The sequence below is a fragment of the Allobosea sp. P2_B12 genome (assembly GCF_056404835.1).
In genome coordinates this window covers 191300-211526 of record NZ_JBFUDG010000003.1, presented here as the reverse complement: position 1 = coordinate 211526, position 20227 = coordinate 191300, and the positions used below count along the sequence as shown (strand labels likewise).

22 protein-coding genes and 1 riboswitch are annotated in these 20227 nt (G+C 66.2%); of the genes, 7 read left to right on the top strand and 15 right to left on the bottom strand.

Features of this window, described 5'->3' with window-relative positions:
• Positions 1-2 precede the first annotated feature (2 nt).
• From thrC to coxB, 9 genes are all read right to left on the bottom strand, one after another.
• Positions 3-1418: a threonine synthase gene (gene thrC / locus AC1DYU_RS09860; RefSeq protein WP_476791468.1), complete on the bottom strand. Its 1416-nt coding sequence runs from the start codon at positions 1416-1418 to the stop codon at positions 3-5.
• 230 nt (positions 1419-1648) lie between these two features.
• Positions 1649-2422, bottom strand: coding sequence for an SURF1 family protein (locus AC1DYU_RS09855; RefSeq protein ID WP_476791467.1), 774 nt, complete (start codon positions 2420-2422; stop codon positions 1649-1651).
• Positions 2419-2808 carry a DUF983 domain-containing protein gene (locus AC1DYU_RS09850; RefSeq protein WP_476791466.1) on the bottom strand — a complete coding sequence of 130 codons (390 nt, stop codon included), beginning with the start codon at positions 2806-2808 and terminating at the stop codon, positions 2419-2421. Before AC1DYU_RS09850 ends, AC1DYU_RS09855 begins: the two co-directional genes overlap by 4 nt.
• A gap of 248 nt (positions 2809-3056) precedes the next feature.
• Entirely contained in the window at positions 3057-3920 is an 864-nt protein-coding gene (locus AC1DYU_RS09845; RefSeq protein ID WP_476791465.1) for a cytochrome c oxidase subunit 3, read from the bottom strand.
• Between the two features lie 52 nt (positions 3921-3972).
• Positions 3973-4587 carry a cytochrome c oxidase assembly protein gene (locus AC1DYU_RS09840; protein WP_476791464.1) on the bottom strand — a complete coding sequence of 205 codons (615 nt, stop codon included), beginning with the start codon at positions 4585-4587 and terminating at the stop codon, positions 3973-3975.
• On the bottom strand, positions 4587-4760 hold the full coding sequence (locus AC1DYU_RS09835; protein WP_476791463.1) for a hypothetical protein: 174 nt from the start codon (positions 4758-4760) through the stop codon (positions 4587-4589). The genes AC1DYU_RS09840 and AC1DYU_RS09835 overlap by 1 nt, the downstream gene beginning before the upstream one ends.
• Positions 4757-5704: a heme o synthase gene (locus tag AC1DYU_RS09830; protein ID WP_476791462.1), complete on the bottom strand. Its 948-nt coding sequence runs from the start codon at positions 5702-5704 to the stop codon at positions 4757-4759. Before AC1DYU_RS09830 ends, AC1DYU_RS09835 begins: the two co-directional genes overlap by 4 nt.
• 90 nt (positions 5705-5794) lie before the next feature.
• Positions 5795-7426: a cytochrome c oxidase subunit I gene (gene ctaD / locus AC1DYU_RS09825; protein ID WP_476791461.1), complete on the bottom strand. Its 1632-nt coding sequence runs from the start codon at positions 7424-7426 to the stop codon at positions 5795-5797.
• Positions 7427-7520: 94 nt separating this feature from the next.
• Positions 7521-8405, bottom strand: a complete 885-nt coding sequence (gene coxB, locus AC1DYU_RS09820) for a cytochrome c oxidase subunit II (protein WP_158482973.1) — start codon at positions 8403-8405, stop codon at positions 7521-7523.
• Positions 8406-8806: 401 nt separating this feature from the next.
• Here coxB and AC1DYU_RS09815 point away from each other — a divergent pair, with 401 nt between their 5' ends.
• The 7 genes from AC1DYU_RS09815 to AC1DYU_RS09785 all read left to right on the top strand — a co-directional run bounded on the left by AC1DYU_RS09815 (position 8807) and on the right by AC1DYU_RS09785 (position 16352).
• On the top strand, positions 8807-9316 hold the full coding sequence (locus AC1DYU_RS09815; protein WP_158482974.1) for an invasion associated locus B family protein: 510 nt from the start codon (positions 8807-8809) through the stop codon (positions 9314-9316).
• A complete protein-coding gene (locus tag AC1DYU_RS09810; protein ID WP_158482975.1) occupies positions 9313-9924 on the top strand; it encodes a hypothetical protein in 612 nt (203 codons plus the stop codon). The genes AC1DYU_RS09815 and AC1DYU_RS09810 overlap by 4 nt, the downstream gene beginning before the upstream one ends.
• Before the next feature lie 104 nt (positions 9925-10028).
• Positions 10029-10129, top strand: a riboswitch (glycine riboswitch).
• Between the two features lie 162 nt (positions 10130-10291).
• A complete protein-coding gene (gene gcvT, locus AC1DYU_RS09805; RefSeq protein ID WP_476791460.1) occupies positions 10292-11461 on the top strand; it encodes a glycine cleavage system aminomethyltransferase GcvT in 1170 nt (389 codons plus the stop codon).
• Positions 11462-11502: 41 nt separating this feature from the next.
• On the top strand, positions 11503-11877 hold the full coding sequence (gene gcvH / locus AC1DYU_RS09800) for a glycine cleavage system protein GcvH (RefSeq protein ID WP_476791459.1): 375 nt from the start codon (positions 11503-11505) through the stop codon (positions 11875-11877).
• A gap of 168 nt (positions 11878-12045) precedes the next feature.
• Positions 12046-13386, top strand: a complete 1341-nt coding sequence (gcvPA, locus tag AC1DYU_RS09795; RefSeq protein ID WP_476791458.1) for an aminomethyl-transferring glycine dehydrogenase subunit GcvPA — start codon at positions 12046-12048, stop codon at positions 13384-13386.
• Complete coding sequence (gene gcvPB, locus AC1DYU_RS09790) at positions 13386-14960, top strand: aminomethyl-transferring glycine dehydrogenase subunit GcvPB (protein ID WP_476791457.1); 1575 nt, start codon at positions 13386-13388, stop codon at positions 14958-14960. Before gcvPA ends, gcvPB begins: the two co-directional genes overlap by 1 nt.
• A gap of 138 nt (positions 14961-15098) precedes the next feature.
• Positions 15099-16352 (top strand): L,D-transpeptidase family protein, encoded by a 1254-nt coding sequence (locus tag AC1DYU_RS09785; protein ID WP_476791456.1) that lies wholly within the window; start codon positions 15099-15101, stop codon positions 16350-16352.
• Between the two features lie 6 nt (positions 16353-16358).
• Here the strand turns inward: AC1DYU_RS09785 and AC1DYU_RS09780 are convergent, their stop codons facing one another.
• From AC1DYU_RS09780 to AC1DYU_RS09755, 6 genes are all read right to left on the bottom strand, one after another.
• Positions 16359-17063: a dienelactone hydrolase family protein gene (locus AC1DYU_RS09780; RefSeq protein ID WP_476791455.1), complete on the bottom strand. Its 705-nt coding sequence runs from the start codon at positions 17061-17063 to the stop codon at positions 16359-16361.
• A 290-nt stretch (positions 17064-17353) separates the two neighbouring features.
• Positions 17354-17830 carry a F0F1 ATP synthase subunit B family protein gene (locus tag AC1DYU_RS09775; protein WP_158482982.1) on the bottom strand — a complete coding sequence of 159 codons (477 nt, stop codon included), beginning with the start codon at positions 17828-17830 and terminating at the stop codon, positions 17354-17356.
• 11 nt (positions 17831-17841) lie between these two features.
• The gene (locus AC1DYU_RS09770; protein ID WP_476791454.1) at positions 17842-18459 is read right to left on the bottom strand and encodes a F0F1 ATP synthase subunit B family protein; all 618 of its coding nucleotides are present in this window, start codon (positions 18457-18459) and stop codon (positions 17842-17844) included.
• Positions 18460-18547: 88 nt separating this feature from the next.
• Positions 18548-18775, bottom strand: coding sequence for a F0F1 ATP synthase subunit C (locus AC1DYU_RS09765; protein ID WP_043231023.1), 228 nt, complete (start codon positions 18773-18775; stop codon positions 18548-18550).
• Positions 18776-18838: 63 nt separating this feature from the next.
• Entirely contained in the window at positions 18839-19600 is a 762-nt protein-coding gene (locus AC1DYU_RS09760; protein ID WP_476791453.1) for a F0F1 ATP synthase subunit A, read from the bottom strand.
• A gap of 46 nt (positions 19601-19646) precedes the next feature.
• Entirely contained in the window at positions 19647-19997 is a 351-nt protein-coding gene (locus AC1DYU_RS09755) for an AtpZ/AtpI family protein (protein WP_476791452.1), read from the bottom strand.
• Positions 19998-20227 lie beyond the last annotated feature (230 nt).

Genomic DNA, 20227 nt, shown 5'->3' with positions numbered 1-20227 from the left:
GCTCATGCCGCCACTCCCCGCACGGCACGGGCCTTGGCCCGGACGAAAGCTTCGATGGCGCTCTGGTCGTTCGGCAGCAGGGTGAAGCGCTCCTGCCGCTCCATCAGATCGGCGAGATGGGCGGGCAGGGCCGGCGTCACGCCGCTTGCGGCCTTCACCGCCGCCGGGAACTTGGCAGGATGGGCGGTGCCCAGCACGATCATCGGCGTCGCCGGATCCTTGGCAAGCCCGCTGCGCGCCGCCGCGACGCCGACCGCCGTATGCGGATCGAGCAGATAGCCGGCGTCGCGCCAGGTCTGGCCGATCTCAGCCGAGGTCGCGGCTTCGTCGATCCCGACCGCGTCGAATTCGGCCCGGATCGCGGCGAGCGGGCCGGGCGCGATCTCGAAGCGGCCGGATTGCTGCAGGGACTGCATCAGCCGGCGCACAGCTGACCCGTCGCGGCCATGCACCTCGAACAGCAAACGCTCGAAATTCGAGGAAATCTGGATGTCCATCGAGGGCGAGGTCGTGGCATGCACGCCCTTCATCTCATAGGCGCCGCTTTCGAGCGTACGCGCCAGGATGTCGTTGCTGTTGGTGCCGATCAGCAGGCGCTCGATCGGCAGACCCATCCGCTTGGCGACGAAGCCGGCGAGCACGTCGCCGAAATTCCCCGTCGGCACCGCAAACGAGACCTTGCGGCCGGGCGCGCCGAGCGAGACGGCGGCGGTGAAGTAATACACCACCTGCGCCGCGATCCGCGCCCAGTTGATCGAGTTGACGCCCGACAGCCCGATCTCGTCGCGGAAGGCGTGGTGGTTGAACAGCGCCTTCACCAAATTCTGGCAGTCGTCGAAGGTGCCGTCGATCGCGATAGCGTGGACGTTATCGGCCTCGACCGTCGTCATCTGACGGCGCTGCACATCGGAGACGCGGCCCTGCGGGTAGAGGATGAAGACGTCGACCCGCTCCAGCCCCTTGAAAGCGTCGATCGCCGCCCCGCCGGTGTCGCCCGAGGTCGCGCCGACGATGGTCGCGCGCTGGCCGCGCTGCTTGAGGACATGGTCCATCAGCCGCCCGAGAAGCTGCATCGCCACATCCTTGAAGGCGAGCGTCGGGCCGTGGAAGAGCTCCAGCACGAAGAGATTGTCGCCGATCTGGTTCAGCGGGCACACCGCCGGGTGGCGGAAGGTGGCGTAAGCCTCGGCGATCATCGCCGACAGCGCCGACCCCTCGATGTCGCCATCGGCAAGCGCGCCGATCACCCGCTCGGCGACCTGCGCGTAGCTCTGACCGGAAAACCCGGCGATCTCGTCGGGCGTCAGCGTCGGAAACGTCTTGGGCACATAAAGCCCGCCATCGCGGGCAAGCCCGGCGAGCAGCGCATCGGAGAAGGAGAGGGCGGGAGCCTCCCCGCGGGTGGACACATGCAGCACGGCGTCTTGTCTCGGTCTGGGCTCGTGGAGGTGGTGCCTGAAGCTATAGGCCCGTGGGCCGTGGAGGGCAAAGGGCCAAGGCTGCCCCAAACTCGGCCCTCATCCTGAGGAGCCGCGCAGCGGCGTCTCGAAGGGTGCTTTAGAAGCCTCCGGAACCGACTGGATCATCCTTCGAGACGCCGGCTTTGCCTGCTCGGCAGGATGAGGGCTGAGTATCGGACGGCGCCGTCTCAATCCGTCTCGTTGACTCTCCTGCGCCCCTGCCAGGCAAAGGCCACAAACACCCCGATCAGCGTCGCCGCCAAGCCGAACCAGGTCAGCGCATAGGACAGGTGGTTGTCGGGGATGCGCGCGATCAGCTCCTTCGCGTCGACGCCGGCCGGCGGCGTCAGCCCGTCGCCCTGGCGCTCGGCCTCGAGATAGAACGGCGCGGCGGCTCCCAAGCCCAACGAAGCGGCGATGGCCGCCGGGTCGCGGGTGTAGAACTCGCGATTGGCCGGCAAATCGGCCGGCGTGAACGAGCCGCGTGGCTCGGGCGCGCGCAGGAAGCCGGTGACGGTCGCTGCGCCTGAGGCCGGCTTGATCTCGCCGAGCCGGCTTTCCGGCACGAAGCCGCGATTGACCAGCACCACGCCGCCGTCAGTCAGCTTGAAACCCTGGAAGATCCAGCGGCCGAAGCCCGAGAGCTGGCGCGTGCCGGGCGCCCCGGCGGCGATCGTCGTGCGAACGCCGGCGAAGGCGCCGTCGAGGAAGCTGCCCTGCGCTGTGACGCGGGTCAGGTCGAGCGTCGCAGGATCGAGCCCGGCCCAGGAGGCCGAGGCCGGCATCGGCGCCGGAATGCCCGCCGACTGCGCGGAAAGCCGCTCGATGAAGACGCGCTTATCGCCCATGCGCGCGATCTGCCATGTCCCCAGCGTGCACAGGATCGTAACGCCCAGAATCGACAGCAGGGCCGGCCACAGCAAACGCGGGCGCGGCCCTTCGTGAGACGCTGTGCCGCTCACCTGTCCGAACCGCCCTTGTCGAGCCTGCCTTCCTGCGCCTTGTGGGCGTATTGCAGCGCGACCGCGAGTCCCTTCATCGGCCGCAGCAGCGACAGGCAGACGATCACGGCGAGCGGCAGCCAGATCATCATATGCACCCAGATCGGCGGCTCGTAGGCGATCTCGACATAAAGCGCCGAGCCCAGCACGGCGAACCCCGCGATCAGCATGATGAACACCGCTGGCCCGTCGGCCGAATCGGCGAAGCTGAAATCGAGCCCACAAGCCGAGCAGCGTGGCCGCACCTTCAGGAAGCCGTCGAACAGCTTGCCCTCGCCGCAGCGTGGGCAGCGGCCGGCAAGGCCGGTCGAATAGGGCGAGGGCGGGCTGTGCTGGTCGTCGGCCATGATGGCCTCCATGAAGCATGATGCTGGAGCATGATGGCCTCGGCCAGAACTGCGCCGTCATCCTGGACAAGCCGCGAATGCGGCGCAGCTCCGGGATCCATCATAGGGCTGCGCCGTGCCCTATGATGGATCCCGGGACGACCTTCGGTCGCCCAGGATGACGACGTGTTTCCACGCGAAATCATCAAGCTCCAAAAAGCGCAAAGGCGGCCGCGAGGCCGCCTTTGCCGTTGCGGTATCGTGTCGGCTCAGTGCGCCGCGGCGACGCCTGAGCCCGCCCCCCAGACATAGATCGCGGCGAAGAGGAACAGCCAGACCACGTCGACGAAGTGCCAGTACCAGGCGGCGAACTCGAAGCCGAGATGCTGGTCCGGCTTGAAGTGGCCGAGATAGGCCCGGTACAGGCAGATCGCCAGGAAGATCGTGCCGATCACTACATGGGCGCCGTGGAAGCCGGTCGCCATGAAGAAGGTCGCGCCATAGATGTGGCCGCTGAAGGCGAAGGAGGCGTGCGAGTACTCGTAGACTTGGCAGGCTGTGAACAGGATGCCGAGGATCACCGTCAGCCAGAGGCCCTGCTTCAACCCCTCGCGGTCGCCATGAATCAGGGCGTGGTGGGCCCAGGTCACGGTGGTGCCCGAGGTCAGCAGGATCAGCGTGTTGAGCAGCGGCAGGTGCCAGGGGTCGAAGGTTGCGATGCCGGTCGGGGGCCAGACGCCGCCGGTGAATTCCTTGCGGGTGAAGTTGATCGCCTCGCCCGAAAACAGGCTGGCGTCGAAGAAAGCCCAGAACCAGGCGACAAAGAACATCACCTCGGAGGCGATGAACATCAGCATCCCGTAGCGGTGATGCATCTGGACGACGCGGGTGTGGTGGCCCTCATGCTCGGCCTCGCGGACGACGTCCATCCACCAGGCGAGGAAGGTGTAGAGCACGCCGATCAGGCCGACGAAGAAGACGAGCGGGCCGAGCTTCATCCCGCCCAGCGTCATCGCCTTCATCCACATCACGGCGCCGGTCGCCATGATCGTCGCGCTGGCGGCGCCGACGAGCGGCCACGGGCTCGGATCGACGAGGTGGTAGTCGTGGTTCTTGGTATGGGCCCCGGCCATCGTAATCAGTCTCCGCGTCCGACTTTGCAGCACCCGTCTCCGGGGCCGATATTTACAGGTTCGATGTGGCTGCGTCACCCTTGGCGGGGGCATCCCCGCTTTGGGCGAGCGGCTGCCCCGCCTTGGAGGCGAAATAGGTGTAGGACAGCGTGATCGCGTTCATGCCGTCGAGCTCGCGATTCCCCGCGATCTCCGGGTCGATATAGAACACGACCGGCGCTTCCAGGCTCTCGCCCGGCTGCAGCGTATGCTCGGTGAAGCAGAAGCACTGGATCTTGACGAAATAGGCGGCGCCTTTTTCCGGCGCGATGTTGTAGCTGGCGATGCCGGTAGAGGCGCGGCTGGTCTTGTTGGTGATCTTGTAGAACACCGTCTTCGTCTCGCCGACGCGCAGGCGAATCTCGGGGCTTTCGGGCGTGAAGCTCCAGCCCAGACCCGGCGCGACATTGGCATCGAAGCGCACCGCCATCGTCCGGTCGAGGATCGTGCCCGCGCCGGCCGTCCCGGTCATCGGCGTGCCGCCAAAGCCGGTCGCCTTGCAGAACATGTCGTAGAGCGGCACGGCGGCGAAGGAGAGCCCGGTCATGCCCATGGCGACGCCGGCGCAGATCAGCGCCGTGCGGCCGAGATTCTTGGGCTTCTCGCGAACAGGCTCGGGCGCGCTCATCACAGCGGCCTGTTCATGATGGCGGGGCCGGTCTTCACCAGCGTCACCACGAAGAAGAACACCACGAGTCCGGCCAGAACCAGCGCCAGCGCGATGTTGCGGCGCTTGCGGCGGGCCATGTCCTCCGGCGAGAAGGCGGCCGGCGCGGGCAGCTTTCTGCGCGACTCGCTCATCCCATCACCTTCGGCAGCGCCCACATCAGGCCGAGACCGTTCTCGACCAAGAGGACAGCGAACAGCGCGAACAGATACAGGATCGAGAAGCCGAACAGGGAATAGCAGGCCTTGGTCGCGGCCTCGCCCTCGGTGATCAGCCAGACGCGGATGGCCAGCGCGATCATGGCAAGCCCGGTCGTGACCGAGACGACGAGATAGGCCAGCCCGCCGAAGCCCATCAGGGCCGGCAGCACGGCGACGGGCGCCATCACCAGCGAGTACAGCACGATCTGCCGGCGGGTCGCGGCGGGGCCGGCGACATTGGGCATCATCGGAATGCCGGCGCGGGCGTAGTCGGCCGACTTCACCAGGGCGAGCGCCCAGAAATGCGGCGGCGTCCACAGGAAGATGATCGCGAACAGCACCAGCGAATGCATGCCGAGATCGCCGGTGACGACGGCCTCGCCGATCATCGGGGGGAAGGCGCCAGCCGCGCCGCCGATGACGATGTTCTGCGGCGTCCAGCGCTTCAGCCACATCGAATAGACCACGGCGTAGAAGAAGATCGTGAAGGCGAGCATGGCCGCCGAGAGCACATTGGCGACGAGGCCCAGCACCAGCACCGCACCGATCGACAGCGTCAGGCCGAAGGCCAGCGCCTCGGCCGGCAGCACGCGCCCGGCCGGGATCGGCCGCTTGGCCGTGCGGGTCATCAGCACGTCGATATCGGCATCGTACCACATGTTGAGGCAGCCGGACGCGCCGGCCCCGACCGCGATCGCCAGCAGCGATGCCAGCGCGATGACGGGGTGCACCGAGCCCGGCGCCGTCGCCATGCCGGCCAGCGCCGTGACGATGACGAGCGACATCACGCGCGGCTTCAGCAGCGCGAAGAAATCGCGCGCCTCGCCGGTGGAGGTCAGCGCGACGCCGTCATTGCGGGTGTCGAAGGCAGCGGACATGAGCGTGGTCGTCTCGTTCCTCAAAAGCGCGTGGACGCGCCTGTGGGCTTGGTACGGCGGCGGGGTCCTGGGAGCCCCGCCGCCGAAAGATCAGTGGTCCGAGCCGGTGATGCGCGGCAGGGTCTCGAACTGGTGGAAGGGCGGCGGCGAGGACAGGGTCCACTCCAGCGTGGTCGCACCTTCGCCCCACGGATTGTCGCCCGCCAGCACCTTCTGCGAGAAGGCGACGTAGATACCGTAGAAGAAGATCAGCAGGCCGGCGGCGAAGATGTAGGAGCCGATCGACGAGACGAAGTGCCAGCCTGCGAAGGCGTCGGGATAGTCGGCATAGTGACGCGGCATGCCGGCAAGCCCGAGGAAGTGCTGCGGGAAGAACAGCACGTTGGCGCCGATGAAGGCGATCCAGAAGTGCAGGCGGCCGATCCAGTCCGGGATGATGTAGCCGCTCATCTTCGGGAACCAGTAGTAGAAGCCCGCGAAGATGCCGAACACGGCGCCCAGCGACAGCACGTAGTGGAAGTGGGCCACGACGTAATAGGTCGCGTGCAGCGAGCGGTCTACGCCGGCATTGGCCAGCACGACGCCGGTGACGCCGCCGACGGTGAACAGGAAGATGAAGCCGATCGCCCAGATCATCGGCGCCGTGAAGCGGATCGAGCCGCCCCACATCGTCGCGATCCAGGAGAAGATCTTGATGCCGGTGGGCACCGCGATGACCATCGTCGCGAACACGAAATAGCGCTGCGTGTTGAGCGACAGGCCGGCGGTGTACATGTGGTGCGCCCACACGATGAAGCCGACGACGCCGATCGCGACCATGGCATAGGCCATACCGAGATAGCCGAAGATCGGCTTCTTCGAGAAGGTCGAGATGATATGGCTGACGATGCCGAAGGCCGGCAGGATCATGATGTAGACTTCGGGGTGGCCGAAGAACCAGAACAGGTGCTGGTACAGGATCGGGTCGCCGCCGCCGGCCGGGTCATAGAAGGTCGTGCCGAAATTGCGGTCGGTCAGCAGCATGGTGATGGCACCTGCCAGCACCGGCAGCGCCAGCAGCAGCAGGAAGGCCGTCACCAGAACGCCCCAGGCGAAGAGCGGCATCTTGTGCAGCGTCATGCCGGGCGCGCGCATGTTCAGGATCGTGGTGATGAAGTTGATCGCGCCGAGGATCGAGGCCGCGCCGGCCAGATGCAGCGCGAAGATGCCGAAATCGACCGACGGGCCGGGATGGCCCGAGGACGAGAACGGCGGATAGATCGTCCAGCCGGTGCCGACGCCATGGGCGCCGGGAGCGCCCTCGACGAACATCGAGATGATCAGCAGGACGAAGCCGGCGACCGTCAGCCAGAACGAGATGTTGTTCATGCGCGGGAAGGCCATGTCCGGCGCGCCGATCATCAGCGGCACGAACCAGTTGCCGAAGCCGCCGATCACGGCGGGCATGACCATGAAGAAGATCATGATCAGGCCGTGGCCGGTGACGAAGACGTTGTAGCTCTGGCCGTTGGCGAAGATCTGCAGGCCGGGCTGCTGCAGCTCGATGCGCATCATGATCGAGAGGAAGCCACCGACGAGGCCCGCCATGATCGAGAAGATCAGGTAGAGCGTGCCGATGTCCTTGTGGTTGGTGGACATCAGCCAGCGGCGCCATCCGGTCGGATGCGCGTGTTCCTCGTCGTGATGTCCGTGGGCGTGAGCGTGCGGAGCCGCTGTTGCCATCGCCTTGGTCTCCTCGTGCGAATTCACTTCGCCACAGTCAGTCAAATCAGGTTCGATGCGGGCCCCGGAAGGCCCGCGACGCGTGAACGGGCCGTTACTTCGTCGCCGCCGCGACCTTGCCGACCGCATCGCCGGCATTGGCGAATTTCTGCTTCGATTCGGCGAGCCAGGCGGCATAGCGCTCCGGGCTGACGACGCGGAAGGCGATCGGCATGTAGGCGTGGTTCTGGCCGCAGATGAAGGAGCACTGGCCGTAATAGATGCCCTCGCGATCAGCCTTGAACCAGGTCTCGTTGAGGCGGCCCGGGATGGCGTCGATCTTGATGCCGAAGGAGGGAACGGTGAACTTGTGGATCACGTCGGCGCCGGTGACCTGCACCCGCACGATCTTGCCGACCGGCACCACCGCCTCGTTGTCGACGGCGAGCAGGCGCGGTGCCTCTTCGGCGGCGATCTTCTTGCCGGCGATGGCCTCGGCGCGCTGCTTCTCGTCCAGCATCAGCGAATCGAAGCCGAAGGCGCCGCCGTCCTGCGCGTATTCATAGGACCAGTACCACTGCTTGCCGGTCACCTTCATGGTGATGTCGGCCTGCGGGATTTCGAGCTGGAGCTTGAGCAGGCGGAAGGACGGGATCGCGATCACGACCAGGATCAGCACCGGGATCACCGTCCAGGCGACCTCGAGCAGGGCGTTGTGGGTCGTCTTGGAGGGAACCGGGTTGGCCTTCTCGTTGAAACGCCAGGCGATGTAGATCAGCAGCCCGAGCACGAAGATCGAGATGACGAAGATGATGACGTTGAGCCAGTCGTGGAACCAGTGGATGTATTCGGCGACCCCGGTCGCGGCACCCTGCAAGTTCAACTGCCAGGGGCTCGGCATGCCGGTTCCGGCGAACGCGTTGCCCGTGACGATCGTCGTCGCGGCGACGGCAAGGGCCGCGGCGGCCACGCTTGCTGGGGTCCTGCTCAGAAATCGCATCGATCCGACATAGCTCCTCAAATCATGCCCTGCATGGGGTGTTCGCCATGGCACATTCCCTGGGGAACGCACATGAAGAACGGATGTCCATGCGTGGCTCGTGCGACCGCGAGGCCACCTTGCTCTTCGAGATTGCGATAAATCAAACATCACGCTTGCGCCAGTGGGGCAATGCGGGGCGTCAACGCATCTCGTGCGGCATAATCGCGCGAGGTCTGGCGTGAACGGCACTCTCGGCTGAGCCCTTTGCCTTGACAGGACAGGGCCTGCATGGTCCCAACGCAATCCACGACGGGACGAAGCAGGATTCCGCAGCGAGGAGCCGGTTTTCTGCCCGAATTCCGCTCTTTACTTCGGTGACAGGTTTGCGCGGCAGGCGCCGGTTTGGAGGAATCGCAAGGATGGGTAGGCATATCGGACCTGTCTGGGCGGCTGTTCTTGTGTTCGTCGGTGCTGTTTGGGCCGCTGGCCCGGCTCTGGCCCAGGGCGCTGTCAAGTCGACCCATGGCGACTGGCAGATGCGCTGCGAGGTTCCGCCGGGCGCCAAGACCGAGCAATGCGCGCTCGTGCAGAACGTCGCGGCCGAGGACCGGCCCAATCTGACCCTCCTCGTCATCGTGCTGAAGACGGCCGACCAGAAGAGCAGGCTCTTGCGCGTCGTCGCACCGCTCGGCGTGCTGCTGCCGTCGGGCCTCGGCCTCAAGATCGACGACAAGGATATCGGCCGCGCCGGCTTCGTGCGCTGCCTGACGACCGGCTGCGTCGCCGAGGTGGTGATGGACGACGCCCTGCTCGGCCAGCTTAAATCAGGCAAAAGCGCCACCTTCATCGTATTCCAGACGCCGGAAGAGGGGGTGGGCGTGCCTGTCTCCCTCAACGGCTTCGGCCCCGGCGTGGAGACCTTGCCGTGAGTGAACAGCTTCTTCGCCGGCAAACCCTGCTGGCTCTCCCCTTTCTGTGTCTCGGCCTCGCCGGTTGCGGCTCGTCGAGTTCGTCCTCGGGCCAGCCGAGCACGATGCAGACACTGGGCAACGTCCTGATGTTCCAGTCGACGACGCCGCCGCCGCCCGATCAGTTGCCGAAGGACGAGGCGGAGGAGCAGCAGGTCTGTCCCCAGGTCATTATCGCGGACGGCGGCGCGGCCGTTCGGGCCCAGTCCGGCCAGGACAGCGGCAGCCTGCGCCACCAGATCTCGATCCTCAACGTCGCTCGCGAGTGCACGCCCACCGGCAATGGCGGCTTCCGCCTCAAGGTCGGTGTCGAGGGCCGCATCCTGCTCGGTCCGGCGGGTGGCGCCGGCAATTACGGCGCGACACTGACGACGGTCGTTATGCGCGGCACGACGCAGGTCGCCCGCCGCGCCGCCCGCGTCGGCGGCGCTGTAGGCTCGGGCCAGGGCGGCACCGACTTCTCGCATGTCGAGGACGGCATCGTCGTCCCGGCCGGCCGCGGCGATGTCGAGATCATCGTCGGCCTGGGCGGCGGCGCGGCCACGCCGGTGCGTTCGCGCCGGCGCTAGGCCGATTTGGTGACGCGCCGCAAAGAGCAGCGTCGATTGCCGTGAAACGAGGCAGCGCCGCGATTGACTTAGGGCGGCGCTCTTGTATCTCTGCCAACAGCCGCAACATCCCCGCGGGAGAGACCGGGACTGGTTTTTGGCCAGACCCGGCGCCGAAGGCGCAACCGCCCCGGAAACGCTCAGGCAAACGGACCGCGTGGGAACTGGCACTCTGGAAAGTGGTGGGGGAAACTCCGCCCACCGACGGGTGTAACCTGTCCGGCGCCACCATGCCGGTATGGGGAAATCTCTCAGGTTCCAAGACAGAGGGGGCGCGTTCCGGACACATCCGTCCGGGGCTTGCGCTTGTCTCTGGAAGGGGCCGTCCATGGCTGATGTTGCCGATGCCACCGTTGCCGATGTCGCGGCTGCGCCCGAGGCCGTCGTTCTCAAGACCCCGCTCCATTCTCGCCATGTCGCGCTCGGCGCCCGCATGGTGCCGTTCGCCGGCTACGACATGCCGGTGCAGTATCCGACAGGCATCCTGACCGAGCACAACTGGACGCGTGAGAAGGCGGGCCTCTTCGACGTCTCGCATATGGGCCAGTGCTTCCTCGTCGGCCCCGACCACGAGACCACGGCGCGTGCGTTAGAGGCCCTGATTCCCGCCGATATCGTCAATCTCGCTCCGGGCAAGCAGCGCTATTCGCAGCTCCTGAACGAGGAGGGCGGCATCCTCGACGATCTGATGGTGACGCGCTCGATCGATCCCGACGAGGACGGCGCGCTCTATCTCGTCGTCAACGCCGCCTGCAAGACGCAGGACTACGCCCATGTCGAGACGCGGCTGCCCGCCAATGTGAAGCTGATCAAGGCCGAGCATCGCGCTTTGATCGCGCTGCAGGGTCCTGCCGCCGAGGCCGCGCTGGCGGCCATCGCGCCTGAGGCTGCCGAAATGGGCTTCATGACCTCGCGCACCATGAAGGTCGCCGGGATCAAGGCCAATGTCAGCCGCTCCGGCTATACCGGCGAGGACGGCTACGAGATTTCCGCCGCCGCGACGAAGATCGGCGAGATCTGGGACACGCTGCTGCTCGACGCCACCGTCAAGCCGATCGGGCTCGGCGCGCGTGATTCGCTGCGGCTCGAAGCCGGGCTTTGCCTCTATGGCCACGACATTGACACCACGACCTCGCCGGTCGAGGCCGCGCTGACCTGGTCGATCCAGAAGCGCCGCCGCGAGGAAGGCGGTTTCCCTGGCGCCGGGCGCATCCAGGGCGAGTTCGCGAATGGCGTCTCCCGCGTCCGTGTCGGCCTGCTGCCGGAAGGCCGGGCGCCGGCCCGCGAGGGCGCCGAGATCGCGACCCCCGAGGGCGAGATCGTCGGAAAGGTCACCTCGGGTGGCTTCGGCCCCACGCTGAACGCACCCTGCGCCATGGGCTATGTCGCCAAGGCTCATTCCGCGCCGGGCACGCAGGTTCACCTGATCGTGCGCGGCAAGCCGCTGCCGGCCGTCGTCGCGGCGATGCCCTTCGTTCCCAACGGCTACAAGCGCTGATTCCCAACCGAACCCGTTCCCTATCCGGAGACTGAGATCCCATGGCCGAGACCCGCTACAGCAAGGACCACGAATACATCCGCGTCGAGGGTGACATCGGCACCGTCGGCATCACCGACTATGCCCAGGGCCAGCTCGGCGACGTCGTCTTCGTCGAGCTCCCCGCCATCGGCAAGGCCGTCGCCAAGGGCGGCGAAGCCGCGGTGGTGGAAAGCGTCAAGGCGGCCTCCGAGGTCTACGCCCCGGTCTCCGGCGAGGTGGTCGAGGTCAACAGCGCGCTCGAAGCCGCGCCCGGCACCGTCAACGAGGACCCGGCCGGCAAGGGCTGGTTCCTGAAGCTCAAGCTCAAGGACGTGGCAGAACTCGAAGGCCTGATGAGCGAGGCCGAGTACCAGAACTACGTCAAGACGCTGTGATTTCAGGCGCACCGTCATCCTGGACAAGCGGCGAAGCCGCGCAGCTCCGGGATCCATCCTAGAGCACCACAGCCCTCCGATGGTTCCCGGGACGACCTGCGGTCGCCCAGGATGAACGTTGCGGGTTTGGCCGGCCTCATCGCCAATTGAACGATACGGACATTTGCCATGCGCTATCTCCCCCTGACCGACACCGACCGCGAGGACATGCTCGCGCGCATCGGCGTTCCCGATGTCGACGCGTTGTTCTCCGACGTGCCGGCCGGCAAGCTGCTGACGGCCCCGCTCGATCTGCCCCGCACCAAGGGCGAGCTCGAGGTCGAGCGCATCATGGCGCGCATGGCGGGCCGCAACGTCGCGGCCTCCTCGGTGCCGTTCTTCGTCGGCGCGGGTGCCTACAAGCACCATGTCCCGGCGACGGTGGATCACCTGATCCAGCGCTCGGAGTTCCTGACCAGCTACACGCCCTACCAGCCCGAGATCGCGCAGGGCACGCTGCAATATCTTTTCGAGTTCCAGACCCAGGTCGCGGCGCTGACCGGCATGGAGGTCGCCAATGCCTCGATGTATGACGGCTCGACCGGCACCGGCGAGGCGGTGCTGATGGCCCATCGCGTCACCAAGCGCCGCAAGGCGGTGCTCTCGGGTGGCCTGCATCCGCATTATGTCGAGGTCGTCCGGACGCTGTCCGAGATGGCCAATGACGCTGTCGTCTCGCTGCCGCCGGACGTTTCGGCGAGCGAGGACATCCTCTCGCAGATCGACGACGAGACCTCCTGCGTCGTCGTCCAGAACCCCGACGTCTTCGGCAATCTGCGCGACCTGACGCCGATTGCGCAGAAGGCCCAGGCCCATGGTGCGCTGCTGATCGCTGTCTTCACCGAGGTGGTGTCACTGGGCGCCGTCGTGCCGCCCGGTGCGATGGGCGCCGACATCGTCGTCGGCGAGGGCCAGTCGATCGGCAATGCGCTGAACTTCGGCGGCCCCTATGTCGGCCTCTTCGCGGCCAAGTCGAAATATATCCGCCAGATGCCGGGACGGCTTTGCGGCGAGACGGTCGATTCGACCGGCCAGCGCGGTTTCGTGCTGACGCTCTCGACCCGCGAGCAGCATATCCGCCGCGACAAGGCGACCTCGAACATCTGCACCAATTCGGGCCTCTGCGTGCTCGCCTTCACCATCCACATGACGCTGCTCGGCCAGGCCGGGCTGTCACGGTTGGCGGAGGTCAATCACGCCAATGCGGTCAAACTCGCCGACATGCTGGCGGGCGTGAAGGGCGTGACGGTCCTCAACGCCAGCTTCTTCAACGAGTTCACGGTGAAGCTGGGCAAGCCTGCAGCCGCCGTCGTCGAAGCACTTGCCGCAAAGGGCATTCTCGCTGGCGTCCCGGTCTCGCGCCTGCTGCCGAAGGCCGGGCTCGACGACCTGCTCTTGGTCGCCTCGACCGAAATCAACACGGATGAAGATCGGGCGGCCTTCGTGGCGGCGCTCGCGGAGGTGCTGTGATGCTGAACCGTCAGGGACGACCCACCCAATCCAGCGCTGCCGCTACCGAGCAGCACGCCACCTTCACCGGCAACAAGGCGCTGCAGCAGATCGAGCCGCTGATCTTTGAGATCGGCCATCACGAGACCACCGGCGTCGATATCGACGCGCCGGCGCCGTTCAAGAGCCGCCTCGGCAAGCACGCCCGAAAGGGCGAGATCGGCCTGCCCGGCCTTTCCGAGCCCGAGACGATGCGCCATTACGTGCGCCTCAGCCAGAAGAACTACGGCATCGACACAGGGCTCTTCCCGCTCGGCTCCTGCACGATGAAGCACAATGCCCGTCTCAACGAGAAGACGGCGCGGATGCCGGGCTTCTCCGACGTGCACCCGCTCCAGCCGGTCTCGACAGTGCCGGGCGCTCTCGAGGTCATGCTCGAGCTCTCGCACTACCTGATGACGCTGACCGGCATGCCGGCCGTGGCGCTCTCGCCGAAGGCCGGCGCCCATGGCGAGGCCTGCGGCATGATGGCGATCAAGGCCGCCATTGCCGCCAAGGGCGAGGGCGCGACCCGCACCGTCGTGCTCGTTCCCGAATCGGCCCACGGCACCAACCCGGCGACGGCGGCCCTGATCGGCTTCTCGGTGCGCTCGGTTCCGGCTCGCGATGACGGCACGGTCGCGGTCGAGGACGTCAAGGCGCTGCTCGGCCCCGACATCGCCGCGATCATGCTGACGAACCCCAACACCTGCGGCATCTTCGAGCCGCAGATCGTCGAGATCGCTGCCGCCATGCATGAAGCCGGCGCCTATTTCTACTGCGACGGCGCCAACTTCAACGCGATCGTCGGCAAGGCGCGCCCGGGCGATCTCGGCGTCGACGCCATGCACATCAACCTGCACAAGACCTTCTCGACGCCCCATGGCGGCGGCGGGCCGGGCGCAGGTCCCGTCGTGCTCTCGGAGCGGCTGGCGCCTTATGCGCCGGTTCCGTTCATCCATGTCGAGGCCGGCACGCCCCGCCTCGTCGAAAACGCTGCCGACGCGCCGGCGGGCAACGTCCCCTTCGGCCGCATGACCGCCTTCCACGGCCAGATGGGCATGTATGTTCGCGCGCTCACCTACATGCTCAGCCACGGCGCCGACGGCATGAAGCAGGCCTCCGAGGACGCGGTCCTCAACGCCAACTACATCCGCGCCGGGCTGTCGGATCTGATGTCGCTGCCCTTCCCGGACCACCCGTCGATGCATGAGGCGCTGTTCGACGATGAATGGCTCAAGGGCACCGGCGTCTCGACGCTCGATTTCGCCAAGGCGATGATCGACGAGGGCTACCACCCGATGACGGTGTATTTCCCGCTCGTCGTCCATGGCGCCATGCTGATCGAGCCGACCGAATCGGAATCGAAGGCCTCGCTCGACCTCTTCATCGCGACGCTGCGCGACCTCGCCATGGCCGCCAAGGGCAATGACAAGGAGCGCTTCACGGCAGCCCCCCACCACGCCCCGATCCGCCGCCTTGACGAGACCCGCGCGGCCCGCCAGCCGGTGCTGAAATGGGTGAAGCCGGCGCCGGTGGCCGAGGCGGCGGAATAGGTAGCGGGCACAAGCTGGCGGCCCGGGCCGCCAGCAACATTCCGATACGGAAATCTCCGCGCGCCTTAAGGCTTCCTTGACCATGCGCGAGGGATGCTTGGCCTCATGCGCCGATGGCGCAGTGTGGGATTGACATCCATGGCCGTGCGTTTCGTCAGATCAACCGTCGCTGCGGCCTTTGCGGTCCTTCTCGGCACCACTGCCGTGCGCGCCAATGAGCCGAGCTACGGCCCCAACACCTATGACCGCACGCTCGACGCCCTGATCGCCCATGAGGACATCGCGGGGCGTGGCGGCTGGCCGAAGCTGCCCGGCAGCGTCACCGCGCTGAAGCCAGAGGCTCAAGGTCCCGATGTCGCGGCGCTGAAGCAGCGCCTGCTTTTGAGCGGCGATCTCTCGCCTGACGCGCTGCCGGGCGATGTCTACGACGCGAATGTCGTCGCCGCCGTGAAGCGCTTCCAGATTCGCCATGGCCTCTCGGACCTTGGCACCGTCGGCCGCCTGACCCTGAAGGCGATGAACACGCCGGTCGAGGTTCGCCTGAACCAGCTCACCGCGACGCTGGAGCGGCTGAAAGGCAACGGCTTTTCCTTCGCCGAGCGCTATGTCGTGGTCAATATTCCCGGCGCCAGCGTCGAGGCGGTCGAGAATGGCCAGGTCCAGCGCCGCCATCTCGCCATCGTCGGCCGGCCGGACCGGCCCTCGCCGGTGCTGCAGGCCAGCATCTCCTCGGTCAACCTCAACCCGACCTGGACGGTGCCGACCTCGATCGTGAAGGCCGACATCATTCCGCATATGCGCAAAGATGCCGGCTTCCTGACCAAGTCGCACATGCGCCTGCTGGGCGCCGAGAACCGCGAGATCGACCCGGCCACGGTCAACTGGGCGACCCTGACATCGCCCTATTTCACCGTGCGGCAGGATCCGGGTCCCGATAATTCGCTCGGCCAGATGAAGATCGACATGCCCAACACGGAGGCCGTCTATCTGCACGACACTCCCAAGAAGTCGCTCTTCCGCAACGATGTCCGCTTCAATTCCTCCGGCTGCGCCCGCATCGAGGGGGTGCGTGACCTCGGCGCCTGGCTGCTGGAGGGCACGGAATGGACCCTGCCGGCGCTCGAGGCCGAGATCGCCAAGGGCGAGCGCAAGAACATCCCCCTGAAAAAGCAGGTCCCGGTCGCCTGGGTCTACCTCACGGGCTGGCAGGGGGCCGACGGGCTCGTCCAGTTCCGCGAGGACATCTACGGCCTCGACACGCCGCAGGGCATCGTGACCTCGACGATTGCGGCGCGTAAGACCAAGCCGAAGCCGGTGCAGCCAAAGCTCGAGGCAAGGCCCGCGGTCGTTGCACCTGTGCGGCCGGCCAAGACACTGACCGTCTCGAACTGAGGTCTCTTACATCCCCTGCAGGATCGCCATCGTCGCGGCGATCGCTTGCGCGCGTGCATCGGCCTGCGTGCCGAGCGTCACCAACCCGTCCGCACGTTCCGAATAGCCTGCCTTGCGTTCGCGCAGAGGCAGGTTGGGATGGTCGAAGCCGTGATAGGCCTCGGGGTAGCCGACAAACTGTGCGCTGCCCTTGCTGGCGAGCCGCTGGCAAGGCGCAGCCGGAGTCCAGTCATCGGCCAACCCGTGCAGGATCGTCGTCGGGGCACGCGCAATCCAGCCGCGCTTGAGGAGGAGGCGGCAGGCTGGGTAGAACGCGATGACCGCGCGAAGCCCGCCCGCACCCGTTGCTGCGGTCTCTCCAGCGACCTCGAGCGCGGTCGATCCTCCGTTGGACCAACCGATGAGCCCGACGCGTTCGGATGCGATGAAAGGTTGTTGCGCCAGCCAGTCGCGCGCGCCGAACGCATCCTGCGCCCGGTCGGCAGGCATCAGGCTGCGAATTCGGTCATTGCAGAGGGCTGATACGCCACGAGGGCGAAAGCTGTCGGGCAGCAGCACGGCATATCCTGCGCCGACAAGCCGTGCGGTCCAGTCGGTTTCGCGAGCGCTCAACTGGCCGGAACCGGTCCACAACCCGGCGCAGCCATGCAGCATTATGACCGCGGGGAAGGGCCCCAGCCCCTCGGGCCTGGAGAGCCAGCCCGAGAGCATGGTCCCGTCACGCGAGGAAAAGGCAACCTGTTCCAGCGCCTGCGCTGGCGCCGCGATGCCGACGACCAGGGCGACGAGGCTACGAAGGAGCCGCATGACAGGATCCGTTTCGATTTAGAGCATTTTCGAGCGAAGTGGACACCGGTTCGCGTGAAGAAAATGCGATAAGACAATAGCTTGGAGAATTTTCGTGATTTAGAGAAGCGCGGAAATGCTCAGTTGCGCCAGAAACGTCAACGCCGCGATCCCGGGAGATCGCGGCGTTGACATCAATATCGGTGCGGCAGGCTTCAGTTCAGCTTCGCCTTGACCTCGCTCAAGCCAGCGGCGAACAGCGCCTCGCCGGTCTTGCCGCCCACCTGGGCGCGGATGATGACCTCGGCGGCCTTGGTCGCAGCCTCGGCGGCGGCGGCGCGGACTTCGGCTTCGGCCTGGCTTTCGGCCAGCGCAATCTTGTCTTCCGCCGATTTGGTCCGGCGGGTGACGAAATCGTTCAGCTTGGCTTCCGCCTCGGCAGCGAGGCGCTTGGCCTCTTCATTCGCGGCGGCGATGATCGAGGCGGCCTCGGATTCGGCAGCCTTCCGCTTGGCCTCGTATTCTGCCAGCAGCTTCTCAGCCTCGACGCGCAGGCGGCGCGCCTCGGCGAGCTCCTGCGCGACCTTCTCGCCGCGCGAATCAAGCGCGGTGACGATGGCCTTGGGCACGCCGAAATAGGCGAGGATGCCGATGAAGATGAAGAAGGCGACGCCGACCCAGAACGTATCCATTGATATTCTCCTCAGCCGCGCGCCAGAACCTGGTCGACCGCCTCGGACGCCTCGCTGGCGCTCGGAGCCTGGCCGGTCAGCTTGGTGACGATCGCGATGGCGACCTCGCTGCCGAGGCCGCGGACATTGGTCATCGCGCTGGTCTTGGTCGTGGCGATCGTCGCCTCGGCCTTGGCGAGCTTGGCCGAAAGCTCGGCCTCGACGGCATGGCGCCGCTCGTCCGACGCCTTGGCGCCGGCATCGCGTGACGCCTGGGCGATGGCCTGCGCGTTCTTGCGGGCCTCGGTCAGGGCGCTCTCATAGGCCTGGGCGGTCTCTTCCGCCTTGGCCTGCATCTGGGCGGCATTGTCGAGATCGCGCGAGATCGTCGTGGCGCGCTCCTCGAGGATCGCTCCGACGCGGGGCAGGGCGATCGTCGACATCAGCCAGTAGAGCGCGCCGAAGGTGATGGCGAGCCAGAACAGCTGACCCGAGAAGGTCGCGACGTCGAAGGGCGGGAAGGCGGCCTTTTCGCCGCTCAGCGGCGGCGTCGCGGCAGCAGCCGCTCCTGCCAGCAGCGTGGCGGACAGCACTGATGCGACGAGGCCGGCCCATCCGTGCCTGACGAACCGTGAAGATCGAACCGGCATGGGCTGCCTTTCAGCGGAAGGAACAGAAAGCCGCGCCCGAACCCTCGAGGGGCGATCGGGCGCGACGGGAAGCAGGTGGGCTGAAGCGTCAGACCACGAAGAGCAGGACGAGCGCCACGACGAAGGCGAAGATGCCCAGGCCTTCGGCGAGCGCCGCGCCGATGAAGGCGCGCGGGAACTGGCCGTCGGCGGCCGACGGGTTGCGCAGGGCGCCCGAGAGGAAGTTGCCGAAGATGGTGCCGACGCCGATGGCGGCGAGGCCCATGCCGAGCGAGGCGAGGCCAGCGCCGATGTACTTGGCTGCAACGGGATCCATGGTCTTTCTCCAGTGTGAAAAGGCTAAGAGGCGGGTTGGATGGTCTCGCGAACTCTGCCTGGCTCAGTGGCCGGGGTGCAGAGCGTCGTTGAGATAGACGCAGGTCAGGATCGCGAAGACATAGGCCTGCAGGAAGGCGACGAGGAATTCGAGGGCGGTCAGGGCGACCGCCAGCAGCAGCGGCAGCGGCGCGATGATGGTCGCAGCGCCACCGGCGGCGAACAGCGCGACGACGAAGCCGCCGAAGACCTTGAGCGCGATATGGCCGGCCAGCATGTTACCGAACAGGCGCAGGCTGAGCGAGATCGGCCGCGAGACGAAGGACACCGCCTCGATCAGCACCATGAAGGGCAGGAGCCAGCCCGGCACGCCTGACGGGACGAACAGGCCGAAGAAATGGCTGCCATGTTTGACGATGCCGTAGACCAGCACGGTGCCGATCACCAGGAAGGCGAAGGCGGCGGTGACGATGATGTGGCTCGTCACGGTGAAGGAGCCCGGGATCATGCCCAGCATGTTGCCGGCCAGCACGAACATGAACAGCGAGAAGACGAGCGGGAAGAACGTCATGCCTTCCTTGCCCATCACGCCGGTGACGGTGGAGGCGACGAATTCGTAGATCATTTCGGCGAGCGACTGCAGCCGGCCGGGAACGACCGAACGCTGGCTCGAACCATAGATCATGATGACCGAGACCACGGCCACAACGCAGACCATGAGCAGCGACGCGTTGGTGAAGGACAGGTCGAGGCCGAACGGCCGCAAGCCGACGATCGGCTTGATCTCGAATTGGTGGATCGGATCGATTCCGCCGCCAGCCGCCATGTCTCTCCAGCCCCTTGTCGTGCGGCCATCCGGCCGCCAGCCTCGGTCAGTCCTTCGGTGCGCTGTCCTTGGACCCGGAGGTCGGACGCGAACCGAGCCGATAGACGGAACGCAGCCCAGCCATGGCGCCGATCACCAGGAAGATGATCAACAGGAACGGAGACGTTCCAAGCCACCGGTCTGCGAGGATCCCGATCAGGGCGCCTGCGATGATGCCGCCTGCGAGATCCGTCGCGGCGCGAAAGCCTGAAGACATGGCACCTGCAAGGGCCCCGTCCGGTCCAGCCTGGCTCGCGCCCGGCTTTTCGTTCTTGTCGGCCTGCCCGAGGGCAGTCTTCAAAGAACCCAGTCTTGCGCGCAACTCCGAGTCTGAAGCGTTTTTGTCGGGTTCGGACATGGCAGCAGCTCCTTGTACGATCGTGAAATGGCCACGATCCTGCAAAAAAACCACACGATCCCTGTTCGAGCCCGCGCATCGAGCCGTCGTCAGCACGGCCTCCTTTATTGCCCGTCCCCGATGCTGTCAAGGCAGGGCAATGTCACCTAACGCATTGGAATATCTATAAATTCGGGGCAAGTGCGACATTCTTGCCGCATTGCGAAGACGATTGTGGCGTTTTTTCAGCC